Raw genomic sequence first — 21,737 nt, 5'->3', positions numbered from 1 at the left:
CTTACCAGCACCCCGTTTTTTTGGTAGAATGGTAATAAACTCACCTGTTGAGCCAGATTTTTCATGGATTACCAAGTTGTCGATATCGGGAGGAGAAGCATGGAACGTACTTTTTTGATGGTTAAACCGGACGGCGTTCAGAGAGGTTTGATCGGGCGCATTATCAGCCGTTTTGAGGACAAAGGCTTTAAGCTGGTTGCCGGAAAGTTTGTTCAGGTTACCCCGGAGCAAGCGAAAAGGCATTATGCGGAGCATGAAGGAAAGCCATTCTTTGACAGTCTTGTGAGCTTCATCACCTCCGGGCCGGTGTTTGCCATGGTCTGGGAAGGGGATGACATCGTGGCGTTATCCCGTGCGGTCATCGGGAAGACCAAAGTCACGGAGGCGGCGCCAGGCACGATTCGCGGAGACTTTGCGGCCCATACCCCTTACAATTTGATTCACGGTTCGGACGGCCCCGAAAGCGCGGAGCGGGAGATCGCGAACTTCTTTGAGCCTCACGAAATCGTAGCCTATTCGAAGACGATTACGCCATGGATTTAATCTCGGCAAAAACGCCCATGGGCCAAGAGGAATCGGGCGTTCCGGATCCCGATTACACCGCGTTCATCCTTCATATCAAGAAAAGTACGGGGATCGACCTGGCCCAATATAAAGAAGCGCAGATGAAGCGCCGCTTGACGACCCTCCGCAACAAGAACGGATTTTCATCCTTCGATGCTTTTTATCATGCCATGATGGCAAACAAAACGCTATTCTACGAATTTCTGGACAAGATGACGATTAATGTCTCCGAATTCTGGCGCAATCCGAATCGTTGGGAAGTGTTAAGGGATGTCGTCCTTCCCGGACTTACCGCCGGCAAATCCAAGCTTCGCGTTTGGAGCGCGGCTTGTTCCACCGGTGAGGAGCCGTATACACTCTCCATGATTTTGGCGGATCAAGGGCTGTTGACGAGTACATACTTGCTGGCGAGCGATATCGATGAGGGTGCGCTGGCCAAGGCTGCGGAAGGTCTGTATCTGGAGCGGTCGCTCAAGGACGTTCCGCCGGAGGTGGCGAAACGTTACTTTACTCCCGAAGGGGCCATGTACCGTTTTGACCCCAAACTCAAAAAAGCGGTTACCTTCAAGAAGCAGAATCTGCTGCTCGATCCGTTCGAGGATAATTTCGATTTGATCGTTTGCCGTAACGTCATGATTTATTTTACCGAGGAAGCGAAGCACGGGCTTTATCATAAATTCGCTCAAGCGCTGCGTCCGGGCGGTATTCTGTTCGTCGGCAGCACGGAACAGATCTTTTCACCGTCCCAGTACGGGTTGGAATCGGCGGAAACGTTTTTTTACAGAAAAAAGGCGTGAAATTCGGTATAAACCTTCGGCACTTTCCCCATAATGACTGACAACAGGGTTTAGGGAGGTCGCTGAATGGATAAAAGAAAGGTCATCGACGCCTATCGCCGAGGCTTCCTTACACCGCAGGAATGCGCCCAGGTTCTTGGCGTGGAGAAGGGCCAGTTGATGCGTCTGCTGGAGCAGCCCGGGGGCACCGGAACGGAGAAACGGCATTTGGATAACCAGCCGGCCTCGGGAAACTAATAGCGCGGAAATAAACCGATCCACAACCCAAATCGAAGTTTAAATCAAACGTGCGTTTTTTCGCGTTCAGCGGAGGGGCGCGCGTTTTTTTCATGAAGGGGGATGTGCCCCGATTAAATGAAAAACGGAAGCAAAAATAATCCGGTAATAAAGCGAAGTGGTACGCGTTGCCGGAAAAAGCGTCGGCGTGGAAAAAAGCCTGGGAAGAATCCAAATTGTCTATAAGTCGACGCATTGGCGGGCATTCCGTTCATATGACCGATCATTTCGTTTGAAGGAATTGCAAGAGTAATGTAGTCTTGGTCAACATGTGCAATAAACCCATCGTGAGACTGGCCGTCAGAAGTGGTTATACCAACATATTTATTCATACAGCTCATTGCGACTTGTTGATAATGGGTGTCCATGGATAACGATAACCTCCTAAAATCAAAATATACTCGACAATAGTCTATGGACTACAACCTACTTTGATCGCGGCATCTGCCTATAGGTCAAAAAATTTCATAGCGTTGACGGGGGGATGATCCATGCGTTTGGGGGGGACAATTAAAAATCCAGAAAAAATACGGACGTGACAAGACATTAGTACTAATATTATAATGAGCAAAGAAATCATCGGATTTTAGCTCTTTACAGTTTAACAGTTTAAAGGGGGAACGCATCATGACATTACGTTACTTGACTGCCGGGGAAACGCACGGTCCCCAGCTTACGGCGATTATTGAAGGTTTGCCCAGCAATTTGAAGCTGGATTTCGAGAAGCTTAATTTTGAACTGGCCCGCCGCCAGAAGGGATACGGACGAGGGCGTCGGATGCAAATCGAGAAGGACACGGCGCAAATTGTCGGCGGCGTACGTCACGGAAATACGACCGGCGCGCCGGTGGCGCTGGTTGTCGCCAACAATGACTGGACGCATTGGCGGAACATTATGAATATCGAGCCCATCGAAGGAACGGATGAGGAGAAGCGCCGGGTTCACCGGCCGCGCCCGGGTCATGCGGATCTGAACGGCGGATTGAAATATAACCTCAAAGATTTACGCAACGTGCTGGAACGCTCCAGCGCTCGGGAAACGGCGATTCGCGTCGCCGTCGGTGCGGTGGCGAAGCAGCTTCTGGAGAAATTCGGCATCCGTATCGCCGGTCAGGTGATCCGGATCGGGGAAATCGAAGCCCCTCCGCATAATCTGTCTTTGGAAGAGATGGCCCGCCTTACGGAAGAGTCCTCCGTCCGGGTGGTCGATCCGGAAACGGAGAAGAAGATGGAGGCCTACATCGACAAAATCAAGGAAGAAGGCGACTCCATCGGCGGCATCGTGGAATGCATCGTCGAAGGCGTGCCGGTGGGATTGGGCAGCCATGTGCAGTACGACCGCAAGCTGGACGGCAGAATCGCCCAGGCGGTAATGTCGATCAACGCTTTTAAGGGCGTTGAGATCGGAATCGGTTTTGAAGCCGGAAAATTACCGGGCTCGAAGGTCCATGACGAGATTCTGTACAGCGAGGAACGGGGCTATTACCGGGCGACGAATCGCCTGGGAGGCTTTGAGGGCGGTATGACCAACGGCATGCCGATCGTGGTGCGCGGTGTGATGAAACCGATCCCGACCTTGTACAAGCCGCTCCAAAGCGTGGATATCGATACGAAAGAACCTTTCACGGCTCAAGTGGAACGTTCCGACGCCTGCGCGGTTCCGGCGGCGAGCGTCGTTCTGGAGCATGTGGTGGCTTGGGAAGTGGCCAAGGCGTTCCTGGAGAAATTCGGCGGCGATTCCATCGAGGAAATCGAACGCAATGTGCAGAGCTACAAGGCTCAGTTGGAGAGCTACTGATGCGTACGCTACAAGTGGATTTGGGGGACCGGTCCTATCCGATATATATCGGCAGCGGCCTGCTAAACGAAGCGGGCCTGATCTTCGCCAAGCATCAATTGAGCAAGAAAAGCCCGGTCCTGATCGTTACGGACGACCATGTAGCCCCGCTTTATTTGAAGCGGGTGGAAGAGAACCTGCAAGCCGAAGGCTACCGGACCGTCAGCAAAGTCGTTAAGGCCGGAGAGAAGGCAAAATCCCTGGACGTATTCCATGATGTGATGACGGCCGCCATCGAAGGCGGCCTGGACCGGCGCTCCGCCGTTGTCGCGCTAGGCGGCGGCGTGGTCGGCGATCTGGCGGGATTCGTGGCCGCGACTTATATGCGCGGCGTGCCGTTCGTCCAGATGCCGACGACCATTTTGGCGCACGACAGCAGCGTGGGCGGCAAGGTGGCGATCAACCATCCGCTCGCGAAGAACATGATCGGCGCCTTCCACCAGCCGGAACTCGTCCTGTACGACGTCGATACCCTTCGGACGCTGCCCGAACGTGAAATCCGGGCCGGGCTGTCCGAGATGGTCAAGCACGGTCTGATCTGGGACGCCGAGTTCGCGGCATGGTGCGGGGAGAATACCGACCGACTGCTCGCGCTCGATCCCGAGACATTGAGCTACGGTCTCACGATGGGCTGCTCGATCAAGGCGCAAGTCGTGTCCCAGGACGAGCGGGAGCTGGGATTGCGGGCGATTTTGAATTTGGGTCATACGATCGGTCACGCGCTTGAAGCGATCGGCGGGTATGGCGAATTTTTGCACGGGGAAGCGATCTCCATAGGAATGGCGGCTTCGGCGCTGATCGCCGTCAACCGCGGCGCCGACCGGGCGTTGTACGCGGAGACTGTCCGATTGCTTGGCGGCTTCGGGCTGCCGACGGTCATGCCGGAGCATCTGGATGAAGAACGCATTATCGGCGCGATGATGCATGACAAGAAGTTCAAGGAGCAGCAGCTCGTTTTTGTGCTTCCGGTTGCGATCGGCCAAGTGGAAATCGTATCGGATGTGAAGGTGGAGGAGGTCCGCCGGGTCATTCGGGAATTAAAAAAGGAGGGGCCTCATGTATAACCGGGGAATTCGCGGAGCCACAACGGTAAACCGCAACGAAGAGAAAGAGATTCTGGATGCGACGGCCGAACTTCTTCAGGAAGTCGTTCGACGGAACGAAATCGTACCGGAGGATATTTGCAGCGTTTGGATCACCGTCACGCCCGATCTGGACGCCACTTTTCCGGCTAAAGCCATCCGGGATTTAAACGGCTGGGATATGGTGCCCTTGATGTGTTCGACGGAAATTCCGGTGAAGGGCGGGCTGCCGAAATGCATCCGCCTGCTCCTGCATGTAAACACGACCAAAGGGCAGCGGGAAATGAAGCACATTTACATGAACGAGGCGCAAAGCTTGCGCCCCGATCTGAGCGGATCGGAGTCCTAAGACGGGCTTTCGCGAAATAGAAGTTGCAAGACGGACGTTGTTGCGTTATATTATTTTTAAGATTTTCACGAAAGCGTCGTGAAGAGAAGAGATCATCCTTTCGGATGAAGAGAAGAGCAGTTTGAGACGAAGATTGCAATATGTTTAGAGTTGAGTAGAGCTGAGCTGAGATGAGCAGAGACGAGTTGAGTTTGGAGCGAGGAATTGCTTCGATGTGATCAGAGTATGATGGCGATAGGGATAAGGCGCTCGTAAACACCACGAAAGTCCACAGCGGACACCGGGGTTGCGTTCGGTTTATTTCGCATGAGCCAGTCGTGTACCTGAATCATGGGAGCATCCATAATACCGTTCCTACAACTTTACTGCATGGAAGCAAACCTCTACTTAGGTAGAGGTTTTTTTGTTTTTTTAATATATGTTTTTTCATTTTAAAGCCGAAAAGGAAGGGTGCTATTATGACGACTCCCCACGTTGAACAGGTCATCGCCATGGCCAAGGACTACAATTTGATTCCGATCGTTCGGACGCTGCTGGCCGATTTGGAGACACCGATCCGGATATTCCGGCGGTTCGCCCGGCGCGATCGGGCATTTTTACTTGAAAGCGTGGAGGGCGGCATTCAATGGGCCCGCTATTCCTTTATCGGAACCGATCCTTTTCTGATGATCACGGCCAAAAAAGGCGAGATGGTGATGGAGCGGCAAGGAGAAAAACAGATCTTCGCTTCCCGGAGGCCCGTGGATGAGCTGAAGGCGGTGCTCCGCGGTTACCGCAGCCCCAAGCTCCCGGAGATGCCGCCCTTTACCGGGGGGGCGATCGGATTTTTCGGTTATGACCTTTTGCAGTACTATGAAAAGCTTCCGGCCCATCGGGTGGATGATCTCGGGATGCAGGATATGCAGTTTATGTTTTGCGACCAGGTCATCGTCTTCGACCACGTCAAGCAGCGGATCATGCTGGTGGCCAATGTGCATATCCGTGAGGGTGACCGGGACGAGGATATCCGCAAGGCGTACGAGGCGGCGGAAAAGAAGCTGGACGAAGCGGCGGATCTCCTGCAGCAGGAAGGTCCCGGAGAAAACTTCAACCGCACCCCCATTCCAGGGAACGTGGATCTCGGCGATGTGCGCTCCAACCTGACGAAGGAGCAATTTTTGGCCAACGTGGAGAAGGGGAAAGAGTATATCCGAGCGGGCGACATTTTTCAGGTGGTGCTGTCCCAGCGCTTTCACATCGAAACCGAGGTGGACCCGCTTCATGTGTACCGCGTGCTGCGCACGTTGAATCCTTCGCCGTATATGTATTACCTCAAAATGGACGATGAAATCATCGTCGGTACCTCGCCGGAAGCTTTGGTCAAGGTGGAGGGCGACCGAGTGGAGACGAGGCCGATCGCCGGCACCCGGCCGCGAGGCGCGACGGGCGAGGAGGATGACGCTCTGGAAGCGGAGCTGCTGCAAGATGAGAAAGAGCGGGCGGAGCATTTGATGCTGGTGGATTTGGGCCGCAATGATCTAGGCCGCGTTTCGGAATTCGGTACGGTCAAATGCGATTCGTACATGGAAATTGAACGGTACTCCCATGTCATGCATATGGTCTCCAAGGTTTCCGGCAAGCTTGCGGAGGACAAAGATTTCTTCGACGCCTTTCTGTCCTGTCTGCCGGCGGGGACTGTATCCGGTGCGCCCAAACTGCGGGCGATGGAGATCATCGCCGAGCTGGAGAATGAAGCGCGGGGAACTTATGCCGGAGCCATCGGGTATCTGGGCTTTTCCGGGAACATGGACTCCTGCATTACGATTCGGACGATAGTGTTTAAGCAAGGAAAAGCCTACGTTCAGGCGGGCGGGGGCATCGTATGGGATTCCGTACCGGAAAACGAATACCAGGAATCGGTAAACAAGGCCAAGGCGCTGCTGACGGCGATCCGCACGGCGGAGCAGATGTTTCCGTCGCCGGCCCGGAACGACGGCGTGATTAACCAGGATTATCTTTACGAATACACCCCGCGGGGATAAGGAGGAAACAATCATGAACGGAATGATGGACGGGACGCGGAGCGGACAGGAAGCGGTGCAGTACGGGATCGGCCGTCTCATTGAAGGCCGGAATCTGGAGCGTACGGAAGCCCGCGGCATTATGGAGGCGATCATGAAAGGTGAATCGACGCCCGCCCAGATCGGAGGATTGTTGACCGCTCTCCGGATCAAAGGGGAGACGGTCGAGGAGATCACCGGTTTTGCGGAAGCGATGAGAAGCCATGCGAGCCGTTTGCAAACGGAAAGCCGCCAACTATTGGACACGTGCGGCACAGGCGGATCGGGGATTCATAAATTCAACATCTCCACGACCTCGGCGATCGTGGCGGCTTCGGTCTCCGTGCGGGTCGCCAAGCACGGCAACCGTTCGGCTTCGGGGCGTGCGGGCAGCGCGGACGTGCTGGAGTCGCTGGGGGTAAACATTCATTTGAACGCCGAACAGGCCAAGCGGTGCCTGGATGAAATCGGAATCTGCTTCCTGTTCGCGCAGGTTTACCATCCGTCGATGCGCCATGCGGCCGCGCCGCGCAAAGAACTCGGGGTGAGAACTGTCTTCAATATGCTGGGGCCGCTGACGAATCCGGCCGGGGCGGACCGCCAGGTGCTCGGCATCTATGATGCGGGCAAAACCGAGACGATCGCCAAGGTGCTTAACGAATTGGGCTCCAAGCGGGCGTTGGTCGTGACAAGCCGCGAAGGTTTGGATGAGATCAGCATTTCATCGCCGACCAAGGTGTCCGAACTCAAAAACGGCGTGATTACGACCTATGAATTGCGGCCCGAGGATCTGGGCTTAAGAACTTATCCGTTGAACGAAATGATCGGCGGCGATCCGGCGACGAACGCTGAGATTATCCGCCGCGTGCTGGAAGGTGAGAAAGGGGCCTACCGCGACGTTGTACTGGCAAACGCCGGGGCATGTATTTACGTTTCGGGCCTGGCGGACAGTATGGCCGAAGGCGTAAAAATTGCGGCGGAGTCGATTGATTCCGGACGGGCGATGACGAAGTTGGAGCAATTAATTCAGACGACGGGAGAATTGAGCTATGTATCTTGATCGCATTGTAGAGACGAAAAGAAAAGAGGTCGAACGCTTGGCGGCAAGCTTGTCACGGTCCGCGGCGGAGCGGGACATTGCGGCGCTGCCGCCGACCCGGGGCTTTCATGACGCCTTGATGCGGCGGCGGAAGCGGGAGATCGGGTTGATCGCCGAGGTGAAGAAAGCCTCGCCGTCCAAAGGATTGATCCGTCCGGATTTTCACCCGGTCAGCCTGGCCGACGCTTACGTCAGCGCCGGGGCCGACTGCATTTCGGTGCTGACGGACGAAACGTATTTTCAGGGTAGCGCCGCCTATTTGTCCGCCATTCGCGAAGCGGTTGACGTACCGCTGCTCCGCAAGGACTTCATTATCGACGACCGCCAGGTTTACGAAGCGCGGTTAATGGGCGCGGACGCTGTACTGCTGATCGCCGCCATTCTGACGGATGATCAGCTCGCCAGTTATTCCGTCTTGGCGAAGGACCTTGGGCTCGATGTCCTGCTGGAGGTCCATGATCAAGCGGAGTTGGAACGAGCCCTGGAATTCGGGTCCACCACCCTGATCGGGGTAAATAACCGGAACCTGCGGACCTTCGAAACTTCATTGGAGACCACGGCTTCTCTATCGGAACGCGTACCCGCCAACATTACGCTGATCAGCGAAAGCGGAATTCGAACCCGGGAGGATATCGCTTATTTGTCGGGAGCCGGGGCACGCGGCGTGCTGATCGGTGAAACTTTTATGCGGCGGGAACGAGTGGACGAAGCGGTGTTCGAATTGTTGGGCCCGCTTGGCGGGACCTTGTCGGGTTCGCCCCGCACCGAAGGGAGCAGGATCTGAAATGGGACACACGGCCGTAAAAATTTGTGGACTTCAAAGCGTTGAAGTGCTAAAATCTATGATAAACTTGCCGGTGGATTTCATCGGCTACGTATTTGCGGAGAGCCGCAGAAAGGTCAGTCCGGCCAAGGCCGCCGAGTTGACCGCTGCGCTGAACAGCCTCGGGAACGGCAAGGTTCCGGAGACCGTTGGCGTATTTGTCAATCCGACGCTGGAGGAGCTTGAAGAAGTATTGTCCGAAGCCCGTTTGGATGTGGTTCAGCTGCATGGAACGGAAGCTCCGGAGTTTTGCGGGGAAGTCAAACGGCGTTTTGGCGTAAAGGTGTTCAAAGCGTTTTCCGTCAAACCGGACGGGATTCTGCACGGAGAACTTTCTTTGGAAGCCTATGAAGGCGTTATCGACGGAATTTTACTGGATACTTACGACCCCCGTTATGGGGGCGGTTCGGGGACGGCTTTCGCTTGGGAGTATGCCGCCTATTACCGGGATTGGGCGAGAGAACGCGGGATCTTGTTCCTGGCGGCCGGAGGTTTGCACCCGGAGAATGTCCGGGACGCTATTGCGGAAATGGAGCCCGACGGCGTTGACGTCTCCAGCGGGGTAGAAAGCGAAGGCGTCAAAGACCCCGTGAAAATCGCGGCATTTGTGGAAAGGGTGAAGGGGAACATGACGCAAGAGAATAAGCAGGTACCGGATGAGCACGGCCGCTTCGGTCCTTTCGGCGGCCGTTATGTGCCGGAAACGCTGATGAACGCCTTGATCGAACTCGAGGAATCCTACCGCAAATTTCAGGACGATCCTGAATTTCGGGAGGAGATCGCCTATTTGCTTAAACAATATTCCGGCAGAGAAACGCCGCTGTATTACGCGGAGCGGCTGTCCGAGCATTTGGGCGGGGCCAAGATTTACCTGAAGCGCGAGGATCTGAACCATACGGGGGCGCACAAAATCAACAATGCGATCGGGCAGGGGATTTTGGCCAAACGCATGGGCAAGCGAAAGGTGATTGCCGAAACCGGTGCCGGTCAGCACGGGGTGGCGACAGCCACGGTAGCCGCGCTGCTTGGCCTTGAGTGCAAGGTGTTTATGGGCGAGGAGGATACGAAGCGTCAGCAGCTGAACGTATTCCGGATGAAGCTGCTCGGCGCCGAGGTCGTTCCGGTTCTTTCCGGTACGCGGACGCTGAAGGACGCTTGCAATGAGGCGCTCCGCTATTGGGTTAGCCATGTTCAGGATACATTTTATATTCTCGGCTCCGCGACGGGACCTCATCCTTACCCGATGATGGTCCGCAATTTCCAGCGGATCATCGGCGATGAAACACGCCGGCAAATCCTCGAGACGGAAGGGCGGCTGCCCGATATGCTGATCGCCGCCGTCGGCGGCGGCAGCAACGCGATCGGGATGTTCTATCCTTTCGTGGGGGATGAAAGCGTGAAGCTTGTCGGTGTGGAAGCGGCGGGCAGAGGCGTTGACACGGAGTTCCACGCGGCCACGATGACCAAGGGCACGAAGGGCGTATTCCAGGGAAGCATGAGCTATTTGCTGCAGGACGCCTTCGGTCAGGTTCTGCCCGCGCATTCCATTTCGGCAGGGTTAGACTATCCGGGGATCGGGCCGGAGCATTCGTATCTCAAGGATATCGAGCGCGCGCAATATTATCCGATTACCGACAGGGAAGCGCTCGACGCGCTGCAGCTCTTAAGCCGGCTGGAGGGGATCATTCCCGCCTTGGAATCCGCGCATGCGGTGGCGCAGGCGGTTAAACTGGCGCCGGGCATGAGCCGGGACGAGATCGTCGTCATCTGCCTCTCCGGCCGCGGAGACAAGGATGTCGAGTCGATCATGGCGTACACGGAAGGAGGGGCCGAGCTATGAGCGGCGCTACAACGGTCAATCTGATGGATAAGACATTCGCCGACCTAAAGGCCGCCGGGAAAACCGCGCTTATCCCGTTTATAACGGTGGGCGATCCCGATCCCGACACCACGGTCGATATTATCGTTGAACTGGAGCGGGCGGGAGCCGATATATTGGAGCTCGGCGTTCCGTATTCCGATCCGCTGGCCGACGGCCCCGTGATCCAGCGGGCTTCGGAGCGGGCGCTGGTCCGCCGGATTACGGTGGAGACCTGCATCGACACGGCGCGCAAAGCCAGGGAGCGCGGCGTCAAGATGCCGTTCGTTCTTTTCACGTATTACAATCCGGTGCTTCAGACAGGTTTGGAGCGGTTCTTCCCGCTGCTGCAGGAAGCCGGAATCAGCGGCGTTATTATTCCCGATCTTCCTTATGAGGAGGCCGAAGAGGCCTTGAAGCTGGCCGACGCGGCCGGCGTTCAGCTTGTCCCGCTGGTCGCTCCGACATCGGAAAGCCGGATCGCGAAGATTTTGTTCCGGGCCAGAGGTTTTATTTACTGTGTATCCTCGCTCGGCGTTACCGGAGAGCGGAGCACTTTTCACCGGCAGGTGGACGAATTTATCGCTTCGGTCAAAGCGCAGACCGATTTGCCGGTCGCCGTCGGCTTCGGGATCTCCAATCGCGAACAGGTGCTTCGTTTCTCGGAACTCTGCGATGGGGTCGTCGTCGGAAGCGCCATCGTCCGCAAGATCGAAGAGAGCTTGCCTCTTCTGAAAAATGAGGCCACCCGAGAACAGGGCTTGTTGCAAATCCGCGACTTTGTGGCACAATTAAACATAAAAGACTAGCGAAATGGGTGCTGTACCCGATTTTGCCTGAGAGAGGAAGGTATTACATGCAGCCAAAACCGAACATCGTGGACTTACCGGTGTACCAGCCGGGCAAACCGATTGAAGAAGTAAAGCGTGAGCTGGGTTTGACGGAAGTGATCAAGCTCGCATCGAACGAGAATCCCTTCGGCTGCTCGCCGCGCGTCCGCCAGGCGATCGAAGCGGAGCTGTCCCAAATCAGCCTTTACCCGGACGGCAGCGCCGCCGAATTGAGAGAGGCTTTGGCGGCTTATCACGGAGTGGACCGGGATCAGCTGATCTTCGGATGCGGGTCCGATGAAATTATCGCGCTGATTACCCGCGCTTTTATCGTGCGGGGCGATGAGACCGTCATGGCGGATCAGACGTTTTCGGTGTACAAGACGAACGCCGATATCGAAGGAGCGGTCAGCATCGAAGTGCCGTTGAAGGATGGCGCTCATGATCTGGAAGGCATGTTGGATAAAATCGGCGATAAGACGAAAATTGTCTGGGTCTGCAATCCGAACAATCCGACGGGAACGATCGTTTCCAATGACGCTTTAATCTCCTTCCTGGACCGGGTTCCGGGACATGTGCTGGTTGTTCTGGATGAAGCTTATGCCGAATATGTCACCGATCCTTCGTATACGAATGGAGTTAAGCTGCTGCCGAAATATCCGAACCTGATCGTGCTCCGGACCTTCTCCAAAATTTACGGGCTGGCCTCGCTGCGGATAGGCTACGGAATCGGGCAGCCGAACGTAGTTAAGTTGATTAATCAGGTTCGCGAACCGTTTAATACGTCCCGGATCGGTCAGGCGGCCGCGCTGGCTTCCCTGGGCGACGACAGCTTTGTCGCAGAATGCCGGAGCAGAAACAGCGAAGGGATTCAATACCTCACCGGGCAATTTGAACGGCTGAATTTGTCCCATTTTCCGGCACACGGCAATTTCATCATGGTGGATGTCAAAATGCCGGCGACGGAGATGTTCCAATCGCTGCTGAAGCTGGGCATTATCGTTCGCGCCGGGTTCGGGAAATATCCGGAGCATATTCGGGTTACGGTGGGATCCTCCGAACAGAACGCCAAATTTATCGCAGCTTTGGAGCGAGTTCTCTCCGCGCAGAAGGCCGGAGTCTAGCGCTTGCCGACTATAAAATCAGAAATCGAGTGAATGCATATGACGATGAAAGTTGCTATCTTCGGCGTTGGCTTAATCGGCGGATCGCTGGGGCTTTGCCTTAAAGGCAAGCCCGGCATCACCGTCGTCGGACACAGCCATCGCCCCGGTTCCCTAAACCGGATGATCGAACGCGGGGTCGTGGATGCCGCTACCCTTTCCATGGAGGAAGCGGCCGCCGACGCCGATTTTATATTTTTATGCGTCCCGGTCGGAAATTTGGAAGAATATCTGGAGAAGCTGTACGCCCTGCCTTTAAAGCCGGGCTGCATCATCACGGATGTCGGCAGTACGAAGGCTTCCGTCACGGAGCGCGCACGGAGCTTGTCCGCTTCGGGCGTATATTTTATCGGTGGACATCCTATGGCGGGATCGGAGCGCTCCGGGGTGGATGCGGCGTCGACTTTGCTGTTCGAAAACGCCTATTACGTCCTGACGCCGTCTCCCGACGTTCCGGAAGAGGCCTACTTGCGGCTGGAACGGTTACTTGCCCATACCCGGGCGCAAATCGTACGCGTCGACGCGGTCATGCACGACCGGATCGTCGGGGCGATTAGCCATCTTCCCCACATTATCGCTGTGGCGCTGGTGAACCAGGTGTGCGATTATAACGCCGATAACGGGCTGTACCGGACGCTGGCCGCCGGGGGATTCCGCGATATTACGCGCATCGCTTCGAGCGATCCCCTGATCTGGAGGGATATTCTCCTCAGCAACCAAGAGGTGCTGCTATCGCTGCTACGGGATTGGAACGAGGAAATCGCCGGCTTTATCCGGCTGCTTGAAGCGCAGGACGGGGACGGGATCAAGCAAGCTTTTGAAAAAGCCAACCAGTTCCGCGGCGAATTGCCGGAACGGCGCAAGGGGGCGATTACATCTTTGTTTGATTTGCACATCGACGTTCCCGATCATCCTGGAATCATCGGACAGATCGCCACCCAGCTCGGCGTCAATCAAATCAATTTGAGTAATATGCAAATTATCGAAAGCCGGGAGGATGTGCCGGGCGTGCTGCGGCTGTCGTTCCGTCAAGAAGCGGAGATGGAACGGGCCAAAGACCATTTGCTTACGCTGGGGTATACGGTTTACGTTTGAAATTTGGAGGGGGAAACCCTCTTCCTAACCGTATCATGTAAACGCTTAAAAAAAGTGTTGACAGAATGAAAACGGATACATATAATAAAAGTACAGTATGGTTTCTCTCCACTCCTATCCAATAACTGTATTGCTCTGAAAATGAGCAATGGGCCGCGATCAGCGGCCTTTTTTTTGTTCTTTTTTAGGGATGGGCGATTTATTTGGCACGAGATTGCGATGTGCTGCAACCTAAAGCCAAGAGCGTTCGTCTATGCATATATATGAAGGATGACGGGTAGCTCGTGGTAAGATTCCCTATTTTTTGTTATCATTTAGGAGAAGCTGTGAAGTTGAAGGCTGATCATGATTTGGGTTAACAATGTTTGAAAGTCCGAATATGCTAAGAGCGGATGATACGGACATTTTACATAGTTACTAAGGGGGTTCCGAAATATGGATCTCGGTTTAAAGGGCAAGAAAGCAATCGTTACGGGGGGCAGCAAAGGGATCGGGTTGGCCACGGCGCTGACGTTGGCTTCCGAAGGGGCCGAGGTGGCGATCGTGGCGAGAGATCCGGAAGGGCTGAAAAGCGCCGCGCAATTGATCAAGGAGCGGACGGGTAAGGTTCCGCTCTGGATATCCGCGGACGTTTCACACAAGCAGGAAGCGGAGAAGGCGGTCGAAACGACCGTGGACGGTCTCGGCGGCCTGGATATCCTGGTCAACAATGCGGGGACCTCGGCGGCCCGGCCTTTCCACGAGGTCGATACGGCGGACTGGACGGCGGATTTGGATCTCAAGCTGTTTGCGGCCGTCCATTTTTCCAAGTTTGCCCTGCCTTACCTTCGCCAAGCCCAGGGGGGCGGTGCGATTGTTAATGTCACTTCCGTCGGCGGAAAGTCGCCGGGCGCGTCGTCCCTGCCGACCTCGGTAAGCCGTGCGGCCGGTTTGGCTTTGACCAAAGCGATGAGCAAGGATCTGGCGGGGGACGGGATACGCGTCAACGCGGTATGCATCGGTCTGATTCACAGCGCGCAAATCGAACGGAAATGGAAGAGCGTTGCGCCCGAGCTGTCGTGGGAGGAATTTGCGCGCGATCCGAGGCACGGAATTCCGCTCGGCCGGATCGGGGAAGCCCAGGAAGCTGCCAATGCCATCGCCTTTCTGGTTTCGCAGGCGGCCTCGTATATTACCGGTACCGCGGTCAATATCGACGGAGGGCTTTCGGCCGCTCTTTAAAGCGAATGCGAATCAAGGCGGAAGCTTCTTTGGATTCGGGAAGGTCATGAGTTTTTTTAATTTTTCCAGATTTCATGATATACTAGTCGTTGATTGTTAAAAAGTAATGGCGTTTTGATTATAACTTTGTCGTGACTCTTGAATTTATTGAATTTGTTACATAAGCAGCGCAACTTTTTTCTTTCCGTTCGGTAATAATGTGTGTAGGATCGAACGGGGAAAGCGTATGGATGGGCGAGGAGGATCGCACTCAGATGACGGATTCCCAAATGATTCGTGAAATTAAGGAAGGCAATACGGAGCTGTACTCGGAGTTGATGAGACGCTACCAGCGTAAAATATTGGCCTTTGTCTACCACATGTTGAAGAGCGCCCACCTGGAGCTGCTCGCAGAAGATATATGCTCGGAAACGTTCTATAAAGCATTTCGCAGCTTGCATTCCTTTCGGGAAGTGGATGCTTCCTTTTCGACCTGGCTTTATACCATTGCCAGAAATACGGTGCTCAGCGAGCTGCGCAAGCAGCGTGGCGCCAATGTTCCTTTGGAAGAGAGCGGAATCGTCCCGGTTGCGCCGGGCGATGTTGTGCCGGAGCAGGCCGTTCTCCGGAGCGAGAAGGTCGGCAAGGTCCGCGAAGCGATTAACAATCTTCCGGAGAAACAGCGTTCCGCTTTAATTTTGCGCGAATACGACCAGTTGGACTATCAGGAAATCGCGACGATTCTCGGACAGAGCGTAAGCGCGGTGAAATCCCTTTTGTTCCGGGCGCGGAGTAGCGTAAAGAGTCAGCTTGAACCCTACTTTTACGAACCGATTTACGAGCATTACGAGGGGATGAAAAGCAGATGAATTGTAAAGAGGCCCAAGAATTGTTCGGTGTGATGCCCGATTTGCCGGAGCATCATCCACAGCGCAAAATGCTGGAATGGCATATTTTGGGCTGCGAGTCCTGCGCGGCAGAATATCAGATTTGGACAGAAAGCCTAGACGCCGTTCAGGCCCTGCCTATCGAAGTCAGCGAGGAAGAAGCGGAGGCCGTCAACCGCCGGGTAATGGACCGTATCTATGCGGAGTCGCCTTGGCTTGCGCCCGACATCCGGGATAAAGACTATTCCCGGCGGATCCGCCGCCGCGTAACCCTTTGGTCGGCTTGTTTTCTGGCCGTCTTCCTTGTGAGTACCTTATTGTTCTTTATCGGCGGTACCATGGAGAAGAAGGAAGCCAACAAACCGGCTACCGGCATCGTCCCTGCGGCCGTGGTCACAACGGATACGGAAATTCCGGAGGATTTCACCTTTGAGCTGCCCAGCGTCTCCCGCGGGGTTGTCGAACCGTTTGTCGTTCAACTGGGACCGGCTTATCCGCAATACTGGATGCTGCTGTCCATGGCCGGAATGGTGCTTGCCCTGGTGTCCTGGAAGGGAATCAGGCGGTCCCGAAGATGACCGTTTTCAACTAACGCTTCTTCCGAATTTTTAATCGGATGAGGCGTTTTGTTGTTTGAATGATATAATATGATATACACTAGATCATTACTGACCAAGGAGGGGGAACCATGCTAGTTGGATTGATCCGCCACGGACTTACGGATTGGAACGCGGCAGGGAGAATTCAGGGGCAGAGCGATATCCCGCTGAACGATGAGGGGCGGAGACAAGCGGTCCGGTTGGCTGAGCGTTTGAAGGAGGACAAAGGAATCCGGTGGGATTTCGTCATTACGAGCGGGCTTAAGCGAGCCGAAGAAACGGGCGAGATTATCGCCAATCGCCTGGGTATACCCCTTTATGAACCCGATCCGCGGATCATGGAAAGGTCATTCGGGCAAGCGGAGGGGTTGACCGCCTTGGAGCGAGAGTCTAAATGGGGCAAGGACTGGGATCTTCAGGAGCTGGGCCAGGAGAAAATCGAGGCGATTCGGCAGCGTGCGCTCTCGTTCTTAAGCGAACTCGGGGAACGTTACGGAGATCAAAATGTGCTTGTGGTCAGTCATGGCGGGCTGCTCGCCCAATTGTTCGCGGCGTTGTATCAGGACCAATGTACGGAAAGAATCGGCAACTTATCGTTGACCATCCTGGAAAAGAACGAAACGAGTTGGGATTTGCGTCTCTATAATTGCCTCCGGCATTTGGAAGAGATCATAGAGGAAATGAAATAGGTCATATCGGGCAATCCGGAAGATTCCGGGTTGCTTTTTTTTATCCTCTACGGAATAAATGTTGAAAAAAATCCCATAATGGTAGTAAAACGGCGAGGCGGTATGATATGAATCTGGCGGATATGCTTACTTATGCCGACATCGGACAGCTTAGCAGAATAGCAGACCATTACCATTGCGAATGCAACGGGAATTCCAAACACGAATTAATTCAATCGATCCTGCAAACGATCGGACGAAAGGAATTTATCGAATCCCATGTGGAAGGGATGAGTTTGGAAGATTTGCGCTTTCTGAACGGCCTGATCTTTGAAGGACGCCGTCAGTTCAGTTTGGAAGAATTGATCGCCTGCGCCCAGCAGTCGCGTTATACGGAGGACGCCAGAGAAAGGGAAACTCCGCGGGATGTGATCGCCCGGTTCAGACAACGGGGATGGCTGTTCCCGGGAATGACCCACAACACGAAGTATTTGTTTGAGGTTCCGGAGGATTTGAAGCGCCGTTTCCGAGAAGCGCTGGAGCGCCGTTTCAAGTCCGGAGTCGTGACCCGCTCCGAAGATCCGGCCATGTACCGGGAGGAACCCGATCTACTCTCCGAAGATCTGATTCTGTTTCTGCGCTATGTGGAGAAACAGGAAATCCCTCTGAACAGCGAGGGGGTCATGTATCGCCGGAACCAGCAGCAGATTCTGGAGAGCTTTCATATTTCGGAACCGCTGGTCGGCAAGGGATGGCGATTCGGTTACGGTCGGCGTTTCAAAGATTACCCGAGCCGGTTTGCGTTGTTGTATGATTACGCCTGCCATGCCAAATGGATCCGCGAAGACGGGGACCGCCTCCGATTGACGCCCGCGGGGGAGGCGTTTTTGGCCGAAGAAACACGGGAACCGATGATACAGTTCGTCACGTTTTGGTTAAGACTTTATAAAGGGCCGATCCCTAACTTACTCTCTTTGGTCTACTGGATCGAAAGGTGCAGCAGAGAGTGGGTTACCGCATCCTCGCTGTATGACAGAATGTCGTCCCTGATTAAACCCTTTTACTACGATTCGCCCGAGTCCATCTTTGAGGAACGCATTCTCCGGATGATGCTTCACTTGGGGATGGTGCGAATCGGTGACGACGGCCGGGGGGAAAGGTACGTGCAGACGACTCCTTTTGGGAAATCTGCAGTACATCGGCTTCATAAAGGCTGATCATCGTCCCAGACCAGGATCGGTTGGCCACATGGTTTTTGGTCCACGTCTGTACTTTAGGCCAAGGCACATTAATCGGTATGGGGGCTATCGTCTTAAACGGAGCCGAGATCGGTGAATATGCTTTAGTAGGAGCAGGTTACTTCGATACGGAAAACAAAAAATCCACCCTATACTCTTTCCCCGGGACTTCCGGGAAGGAATATAGGATCACTAAACAGTAGGTTGGAGGTGCATCCTATGGATCAGATGAAGGTTACTTATGAAGCGATGCTCAGTTTAGCGGCGGAAATGGTTTGGGACGAGGCGTTACGCAAACATCGGTCGGAGCAGATTTACACTGAGATCGACAACGCTCTGGCGCAAGGCGATGAGGTGGCCTTCCGGCTTCTGACGGATGAACTGAAGACATTGGAGAAATAAAAGAAATGCCCGCGGGCATTTCTTTTTCATTGCTGCCGAAATGGTCAAGTCCGACTCTTTTCTATATTATAATGGGAGCAGAGAGAAAGGGGCGAATGCAATGAAGTTTAGTGAAATCGAACCGGGGACATGGGAGGAATTGCGTCCCTACTTGGACACCTGCCTGATTCCGGTCACGGGGCTGACGGGGACGGAACAGCCGTACGAAGTGGTGGAAGCTTTGGAGAAGTTGCGGGATGTCATGGATTGGGTGGAGGTCCCTTTTCACGGAAGAGTGGTGACATATCCCTCGTTCCAATATGGCGAAGGGGAAATGATGCCTCATATCAATGAAGTATGCCGTCGTCTGAAACGGTCCGGGTTTGCCTATGCGATCGTCATATCAGACCGGTTGGAATTGCGCCGGGAGCAACTGCCCGATGCGGATTTGTTAATCACCCCGGCGCTGTTTCTCCCTACGGAAGGCAAATTGTCGAAGCAGAGAGTGATGGAGGAGGTTCAGCTGCTTTGGCAAGAAGGAAGCAAGTGATGAATGTGACAAATTATCGACATTTCCAAAGCGATACCAATTTGGTCGGCGGAAAAAATGTGTCTAATTCTTGACGCTCTTGGAAGCCTAATATATTATTAATATGTCTTACACAACGATGTGATAATTGTCATTGAAACGGAGAGAGAATTGGTAGGCAAAGGGGGTTGAAGACTGTATGAGCAATCAGCACGAAGAGCATGAAGCATCGCATAAACCGCCCATTCGTAAGGAAATGTCACGGCGGCAGTTTCTTACATATACATTGGGAGGCGCAACCGCCTTTATGGCAGCAGGTGTGACGCTTCCGATGGTTCGATTTGCCGTGGATCCGATTCTGCAAAAGAAAGGTGAAGGCGCGTTTGTTAAAGTGGTAGAGGTCAGCAAAATCACGAACGAGCCTCAGGAATTTACCTTCGAACTGAAGCAGCAGGACGGCTGGTACCTTAGTACCGCGAATTTGACGGCCTGGATCCGTAAAGACGAGAGCGGAAAAATTTATGCGCTTTCACCGATCTGTAAGCACTTGGGCTGTACGATCGGCTGGAACACCAATGCGAATTTTCCGGACCAATATCATTGCCCTTGTCATGGAGCGCACTACACCAAGGAAGGCAAGCAGCTTGCCGTTGCGTCGAAGCCGCTTGATGAATACAAGGTGATGATCAAGGACGATTGGGTTTATTTGGGTGAGATTATCCCGAATACGATCGTGAAATAAGGAGGCGTAGATTCAGATGTTTAAAAATGTTTACAACTGGATTGACGAACGTCTAGATATCACGCCGATCTGGAGAGATGTTGCGGACCATGAAGTTCCGGAGCACGTAAACCCGGCGCACCATTTCTCGGCATTTGTCTACTGCTTCGGCGGCTTGACGTTTTTTATTACCGTGATCCAGATTTTATCGGGCATGTTTCTGACGATGTATTACGTTCCCGATATCATCAACGCCTACAACAGCGTTGAATTTTTGCAGACCCAGGTCGCTTTCGGGCAAATTGTCCGGGGGATGCATCACTGGGGCGCGAGCCTTGTCATCGTCATGATGTTCCTGCATACGCTCCGCGTATTCTTCACCGGTTCTTACAAAGCGCCGCGTGAGATGAACTGGGTAGTCGGCATGCTGATTTTCTTCGTGATGATTGGACTCGGTTTGACGGGCTATCTGCTTCCTTGGGATAACAAAGCCTACTTTGCAACGAAGGTAACGTTGGAAATCGCAAACTCGGTTCCCGTGCTTGGACCGGTCATCAAGGAACTGCTGCAAGGCGGTACGATCGTCGGCGCCGAGACGCTTACCCGTTTCTTCGCGATTCACGTGTTCTTCCTTCCGGCGGTGCTGCTGATCCTTCTGGTGGGACACTTCATTATGATCCGCAGACAGGGGATTTCGGGCCCGTTGTAAAATCGAACAAAAGGGTTTGCCTTTACAGGCAAACACCATAATTTTGAGAAGGGAGGCAATCATATGGCCCATGGTGACAAATCGAAACAGGAAAAAGTCGTATTTGTCGGCGATTCTCGCGTACGCAAAGGGAACGGCTTCATCACACCTCCCGACTATACGGCGTATCCGGGGAAATCGGAGGCTTTTATTCCGAACTTCCTGCTCAAGGAGTGGATGGTGGGCGTCGTCGTCCTCGTCGGTTTTCTGGTGCTGACGATTTCGGAGCCGGCTCCGCTCGGATTCCCGGCAAATCCCAGCGCATCGGTTATCCCGATGCCTGACTGGTACTTCCTGTTTCTGTACCAATATTTGAAATATCCTTACGCTTCCGGTGATTACGTGGTTCTCGGCACGTTGGGAATCCCGACCGTTGCTTTCGGGGCATTGCTGCTGGCTCCGTTTCTGGACCGCGGCAAGGAGCGGCGTTTTTACAAGCGGCCGATCGCTTCGGCACTGATGTTCCTTTCCCTGGCTTCGCTGGTGTACCTTACGAACTTCGCTTGGACGCACTATAAGCATGAACTGGAAGCTACCGGTACGCAGCCGGAGCATATCCAGCGCGAGGAGAAGGCGCGGGAAAACCGCGAAAAGGGCTTGCCGACTTCAAGCGGGATCAAGCCCAAAGATGTCGCGATTGTCGATAAGGACGATCCGGCAATGGAGACCTACAAAAAGGCGACCTGCGTATCCTGTCATGGCGCCGACTTGAAAGGGGCCAGCGGTCCCGCTCTGCGCGGTGTTGGCGACAAGCACGATAAGGACGCGATCCTTTCCATTATTAAAGAAGGCTATAACGGAAAGATGCCGCCGATGTATGATACGGCGATCAGCGCCGGCCTGACGGACCAAGATATCGACCATTTGGCCGAATGGCTTGCGAAACAAAAAACGGAACAGTAAAATAGCATTAAAAGAAAACCTGATCGTTTCGGCGGTCAGGTTTTTTAGTATC

General features: G+C 54.1%; 24 protein-coding genes and 2 pseudogenes. 25 read left to right on the top strand and 1 reads right to left on the bottom strand.

The window, feature by feature from the left end:
* Positions 1-99 precede the first annotated feature (99 nt).
* The 3 genes from ndk (at position 100) to LBW89_RS16890 (ending at position 1,598) form a co-directional block, all read left to right on the top strand.
* The gene (gene ndk, locus LBW89_RS16900) at positions 100-543 is read left to right on the top strand and encodes a nucleoside-diphosphate kinase (protein WP_148451909.1); all 444 of its coding nucleotides are present in this window, start codon (positions 100-102) and stop codon (positions 541-543) included.
* Positions 534-1,361 (top strand): CheR family methyltransferase, encoded by an 828-nt coding sequence (locus LBW89_RS16895; protein WP_276508689.1) that lies wholly within the window; start codon positions 534-536, stop codon positions 1,359-1,361. Before ndk ends, LBW89_RS16895 begins: the two co-directional genes overlap by 10 nt.
* Before the next feature lie 66 nt (positions 1,362-1,427).
* Positions 1,428-1,598 (top strand): hypothetical protein, encoded by a 171-nt coding sequence (locus LBW89_RS16890; RefSeq protein WP_170287075.1) that lies wholly within the window; start codon positions 1,428-1,430, stop codon positions 1,596-1,598.
* A gap of 113 nt (positions 1,599-1,711) precedes the next feature.
* Here LBW89_RS16890 and LBW89_RS16885 read toward each other — a convergent pair whose 3' ends face one another.
* A complete protein-coding gene (locus LBW89_RS16885) occupies positions 1,712-2,005 on the bottom strand; it encodes a phosphatidylinositol kinase (protein ID WP_225039605.1) in 294 nt (97 codons plus the stop codon).
* 259 nt (positions 2,006-2,264) lie between these two features.
* On the opposite strand from LBW89_RS16885, the gene aroC reads away from it, so the two are divergent.
* From aroC to LBW89_RS16775, 22 genes and pseudogenes are all read left to right on the top strand, one after another.
* Positions 2,265-3,434, top strand: a complete 1,170-nt coding sequence (gene aroC / locus LBW89_RS16880) for a chorismate synthase (RefSeq protein WP_213504569.1) — start codon at positions 2,265-2,267, stop codon at positions 3,432-3,434.
* Entirely contained in the window at positions 3,434-4,537 is a 1,104-nt protein-coding gene (aroB, locus tag LBW89_RS16875) for a 3-dehydroquinate synthase (protein ID WP_148451912.1), read from the top strand. The genes aroC and aroB overlap by 1 nt, the downstream gene beginning before the upstream one ends.
* Positions 4,530-4,904, top strand: a complete 375-nt coding sequence (aroH, locus tag LBW89_RS16870) for a chorismate mutase (protein WP_225039604.1) — start codon at positions 4,530-4,532, stop codon at positions 4,902-4,904. The genes aroB and aroH overlap by 8 nt, the downstream gene beginning before the upstream one ends.
* Before the next feature lie 458 nt (positions 4,905-5,362).
* Positions 5,363-6,925: an anthranilate synthase component I gene (trpE, locus tag LBW89_RS16865; protein ID WP_225039602.1), complete on the top strand. Its 1,563-nt coding sequence runs from the start codon at positions 5,363-5,365 to the stop codon at positions 6,923-6,925.
* Positions 6,926-6,947: 22 nt separating this feature from the next.
* Positions 6,948-8,003 (top strand): anthranilate phosphoribosyltransferase, encoded by a 1,056-nt coding sequence (gene trpD / locus LBW89_RS16860; protein WP_225039666.1) that lies wholly within the window; start codon positions 6,948-6,950, stop codon positions 8,001-8,003.
* A complete protein-coding gene (trpC, locus tag LBW89_RS16855) occupies positions 7,993-8,826 on the top strand; it encodes an indole-3-glycerol phosphate synthase TrpC (protein WP_225039600.1) in 834 nt (277 codons plus the stop codon). The genes trpD and trpC overlap by 11 nt, the downstream gene beginning before the upstream one ends.
* Position 8,827: 1 nt before the next feature.
* Positions 8,828-9,466: pseudogene (locus LBW89_RS16850) on the top strand (phosphoribosylanthranilate isomerase); the annotation flags it as partial.
* Between the two features lie 27 nt (positions 9,467-9,493).
* Complete coding sequence (trpB, locus tag LBW89_RS16845) at positions 9,494-10,705, top strand: tryptophan synthase subunit beta (protein WP_225039664.1); 1,212 nt, start codon at positions 9,494-9,496, stop codon at positions 10,703-10,705.
* Positions 10,702-11,532 (top strand): tryptophan synthase subunit alpha, encoded by an 831-nt coding sequence (gene trpA, locus LBW89_RS16840; RefSeq protein WP_225039598.1) that lies wholly within the window; start codon positions 10,702-10,704, stop codon positions 11,530-11,532. Before trpB ends, trpA begins: the two co-directional genes overlap by 4 nt.
* A 47-nt stretch (positions 11,533-11,579) precedes the next feature.
* On the top strand, positions 11,580-12,677 hold the full coding sequence (gene hisC / locus LBW89_RS16835; protein WP_225039596.1) for a histidinol-phosphate transaminase: 1,098 nt from the start codon (positions 11,580-11,582) through the stop codon (positions 12,675-12,677).
* A gap of 45 nt (positions 12,678-12,722) precedes the next feature.
* Positions 12,723-13,811 (top strand): prephenate dehydrogenase, encoded by a 1,089-nt coding sequence (locus LBW89_RS16830; RefSeq protein ID WP_213504766.1) that lies wholly within the window; start codon positions 12,723-12,725, stop codon positions 13,809-13,811.
* A gap of 435 nt (positions 13,812-14,246) precedes the next feature.
* The gene (locus LBW89_RS16825; protein ID WP_225039593.1) at positions 14,247-15,032 is read left to right on the top strand and encodes an SDR family NAD(P)-dependent oxidoreductase; all 786 of its coding nucleotides are present in this window, start codon (positions 14,247-14,249) and stop codon (positions 15,030-15,032) included.
* 254 nt (positions 15,033-15,286) lie between these two features.
* Positions 15,287-15,880 carry an RNA polymerase sigma factor gene (locus LBW89_RS16820; protein ID WP_148451919.1) on the top strand — a complete coding sequence of 198 codons (594 nt, stop codon included), beginning with the start codon at positions 15,287-15,289 and terminating at the stop codon, positions 15,878-15,880.
* On the top strand, positions 15,877-16,476 hold the full coding sequence (locus LBW89_RS16815) for a zf-HC2 domain-containing protein (protein WP_148451920.1): 600 nt from the start codon (positions 15,877-15,879) through the stop codon (positions 16,474-16,476). The genes LBW89_RS16820 and LBW89_RS16815 overlap by 4 nt, the downstream gene beginning before the upstream one ends.
* Before the next feature lie 110 nt (positions 16,477-16,586).
* Positions 16,587-17,186 (top strand): histidine phosphatase family protein, encoded by a 600-nt coding sequence (locus tag LBW89_RS16810; protein WP_148451921.1) that lies wholly within the window; start codon positions 16,587-16,589, stop codon positions 17,184-17,186.
* 107 nt (positions 17,187-17,293) lie between these two features.
* On the top strand, positions 17,294-18,382 hold the full coding sequence (locus tag LBW89_RS16805; RefSeq protein ID WP_225039591.1) for a DUF5302 domain-containing protein: 1,089 nt from the start codon (positions 17,294-17,296) through the stop codon (positions 18,380-18,382).
* Positions 18,383-18,420: 38 nt separating this feature from the next.
* Positions 18,421-18,578 (top strand): annotated as a pseudogene (locus LBW89_RS16800) (gamma carbonic anhydrase family protein); the annotation flags it as partial.
* A gap of 44 nt (positions 18,579-18,622) precedes the next feature.
* Positions 18,623-18,805 carry an IDEAL domain-containing protein gene (locus tag LBW89_RS16795; RefSeq protein ID WP_148451923.1) on the top strand — a complete coding sequence of 61 codons (183 nt, stop codon included), beginning with the start codon at positions 18,623-18,625 and terminating at the stop codon, positions 18,803-18,805.
* A gap of 100 nt (positions 18,806-18,905) precedes the next feature.
* Complete coding sequence (locus LBW89_RS16790; RefSeq protein ID WP_148451924.1) at positions 18,906-19,334, top strand: DUF2487 family protein; 429 nt, start codon at positions 18,906-18,908, stop codon at positions 19,332-19,334.
* Between the two features lie 178 nt (positions 19,335-19,512).
* The gene (locus tag LBW89_RS16785; protein ID WP_148451925.1) at positions 19,513-20,055 is read left to right on the top strand and encodes a ubiquinol-cytochrome c reductase iron-sulfur subunit; all 543 of its coding nucleotides are present in this window, start codon (positions 19,513-19,515) and stop codon (positions 20,053-20,055) included.
* A gap of 16 nt (positions 20,056-20,071) precedes the next feature.
* Positions 20,072-20,743 carry a menaquinol-cytochrome c reductase cytochrome b subunit gene (gene qcrB / locus LBW89_RS16780; protein ID WP_148451926.1) on the top strand — a complete coding sequence of 224 codons (672 nt, stop codon included), beginning with the start codon at positions 20,072-20,074 and terminating at the stop codon, positions 20,741-20,743.
* A gap of 63 nt (positions 20,744-20,806) precedes the next feature.
* Positions 20,807-21,685, top strand: coding sequence for a menaquinol-cytochrome c reductase cytochrome b/c subunit (locus LBW89_RS16775; protein WP_213504434.1), 879 nt, complete (start codon positions 20,807-20,809; stop codon positions 21,683-21,685).
* Positions 21,686-21,737 lie beyond the last annotated feature (52 nt).

Source organism: Paenibacillus sp. alder61 (genome assembly GCF_020179875.1).
Lineage (GTDB): Bacteria > Bacillota > Bacilli > Paenibacillales > Paenibacillaceae > Fontibacillus > Fontibacillus faecis.
The sequence above is the reverse complement of the archived record's forward strand: the minus strand, read 5'-3'. Positions and strand labels throughout refer to the sequence as shown.

What these genes read in the sequence shown, in the direction of transcription:
- LBW89_RS16890 (WP_170287075.1), top strand. Translation starts at nt 1,428, where the DNA reads ATGGATAAAAGAAAGGTCATCGACGCCTATCGCCGAGGCTTCCTTACA.
- LBW89_RS16815 (WP_148451920.1), top strand. Translation starts at nt 15,877, where the DNA reads ATGAATTGTAAAGAGGCCCAAGAATTGTTCGGTGTGATGCCCGATTTG.
- LBW89_RS16795 (WP_148451923.1), top strand. Translation starts at nt 18,623, where the DNA reads ATGGATCAGATGAAGGTTACTTATGAAGCGATGCTCAGTTTAGCGGCG.
- trpE (WP_225039602.1), top strand. Translation starts at nt 5,363, where the DNA reads ATGACGACTCCCCACGTTGAACAGGTCATCGCCATGGCCAAGGACTAC.
- LBW89_RS16825 (WP_225039593.1), top strand. Translation starts at nt 14,247, where the DNA reads ATGGATCTCGGTTTAAAGGGCAAGAAAGCAATCGTTACGGGGGGCAGC.
- aroB (WP_148451912.1), top strand. Translation starts at nt 3,434, where the DNA reads ATGCGTACGCTACAAGTGGATTTGGGGGACCGGTCCTATCCGATATAT.
- LBW89_RS16790 (WP_148451924.1), top strand. Translation starts at nt 18,906, where the DNA reads ATGAAGTTTAGTGAAATCGAACCGGGGACATGGGAGGAATTGCGTCCC.
- trpB (WP_225039664.1), top strand. Translation starts at nt 9,494, where the DNA reads ATGACGCAAGAGAATAAGCAGGTACCGGATGAGCACGGCCGCTTCGGT.
- aroH (WP_225039604.1), top strand. Translation starts at nt 4,530, where the DNA reads ATGTATAACCGGGGAATTCGCGGAGCCACAACGGTAAACCGCAACGAA.
- LBW89_RS16785 (WP_148451925.1), top strand. Translation starts at nt 19,513, where the DNA reads ATGAGCAATCAGCACGAAGAGCATGAAGCATCGCATAAACCGCCCATT.
- trpD (WP_225039666.1), top strand. Translation starts at nt 6,948, where the DNA reads ATGATGGACGGGACGCGGAGCGGACAGGAAGCGGTGCAGTACGGGATC.
- trpA (WP_225039598.1), top strand. Translation starts at nt 10,702, where the DNA reads ATGAGCGGCGCTACAACGGTCAATCTGATGGATAAGACATTCGCCGAC.
- LBW89_RS16805 (WP_225039591.1), top strand. Translation starts at nt 17,294, where the DNA reads ATGAATCTGGCGGATATGCTTACTTATGCCGACATCGGACAGCTTAGC.
- LBW89_RS16820 (WP_148451919.1), top strand. Translation starts at nt 15,287, where the DNA reads ATGACGGATTCCCAAATGATTCGTGAAATTAAGGAAGGCAATACGGAG.
- ndk (WP_148451909.1), top strand. Translation starts at nt 100, where the DNA reads ATGGAACGTACTTTTTTGATGGTTAAACCGGACGGCGTTCAGAGAGGT.
- LBW89_RS16895 (WP_276508689.1), top strand. Translation starts at nt 534, where the DNA reads ATGGATTTAATCTCGGCAAAAACGCCCATGGGCCAAGAGGAATCGGGC.
- trpC (WP_225039600.1), top strand. Translation starts at nt 7,993, where the DNA reads ATGTATCTTGATCGCATTGTAGAGACGAAAAGAAAAGAGGTCGAACGC.
- LBW89_RS16830 (WP_213504766.1), top strand. Translation starts at nt 12,723, where the DNA reads ATGAAAGTTGCTATCTTCGGCGTTGGCTTAATCGGCGGATCGCTGGGG.
- hisC (WP_225039596.1), top strand. Translation starts at nt 11,580, where the DNA reads ATGCAGCCAAAACCGAACATCGTGGACTTACCGGTGTACCAGCCGGGC.
- qcrB (WP_148451926.1), top strand. Translation starts at nt 20,072, where the DNA reads ATGTTTAAAAATGTTTACAACTGGATTGACGAACGTCTAGATATCACG.
- aroC (WP_213504569.1), top strand. Translation starts at nt 2,265, where the DNA reads ATGACATTACGTTACTTGACTGCCGGGGAAACGCACGGTCCCCAGCTT.
- LBW89_RS16810 (WP_148451921.1), top strand. Translation starts at nt 16,587, where the DNA reads ATGCTAGTTGGATTGATCCGCCACGGACTTACGGATTGGAACGCGGCA.
- LBW89_RS16775 (WP_213504434.1), top strand. Translation starts at nt 20,807, where the DNA reads ATGGCCCATGGTGACAAATCGAAACAGGAAAAAGTCGTATTTGTCGGC.
- LBW89_RS16885 (WP_225039605.1), bottom strand. Translation starts at nt 2,005, where the DNA reads ATGGACACCCATTATCAACAAGTCGCAATGAGCTGTATGAATAAATAT.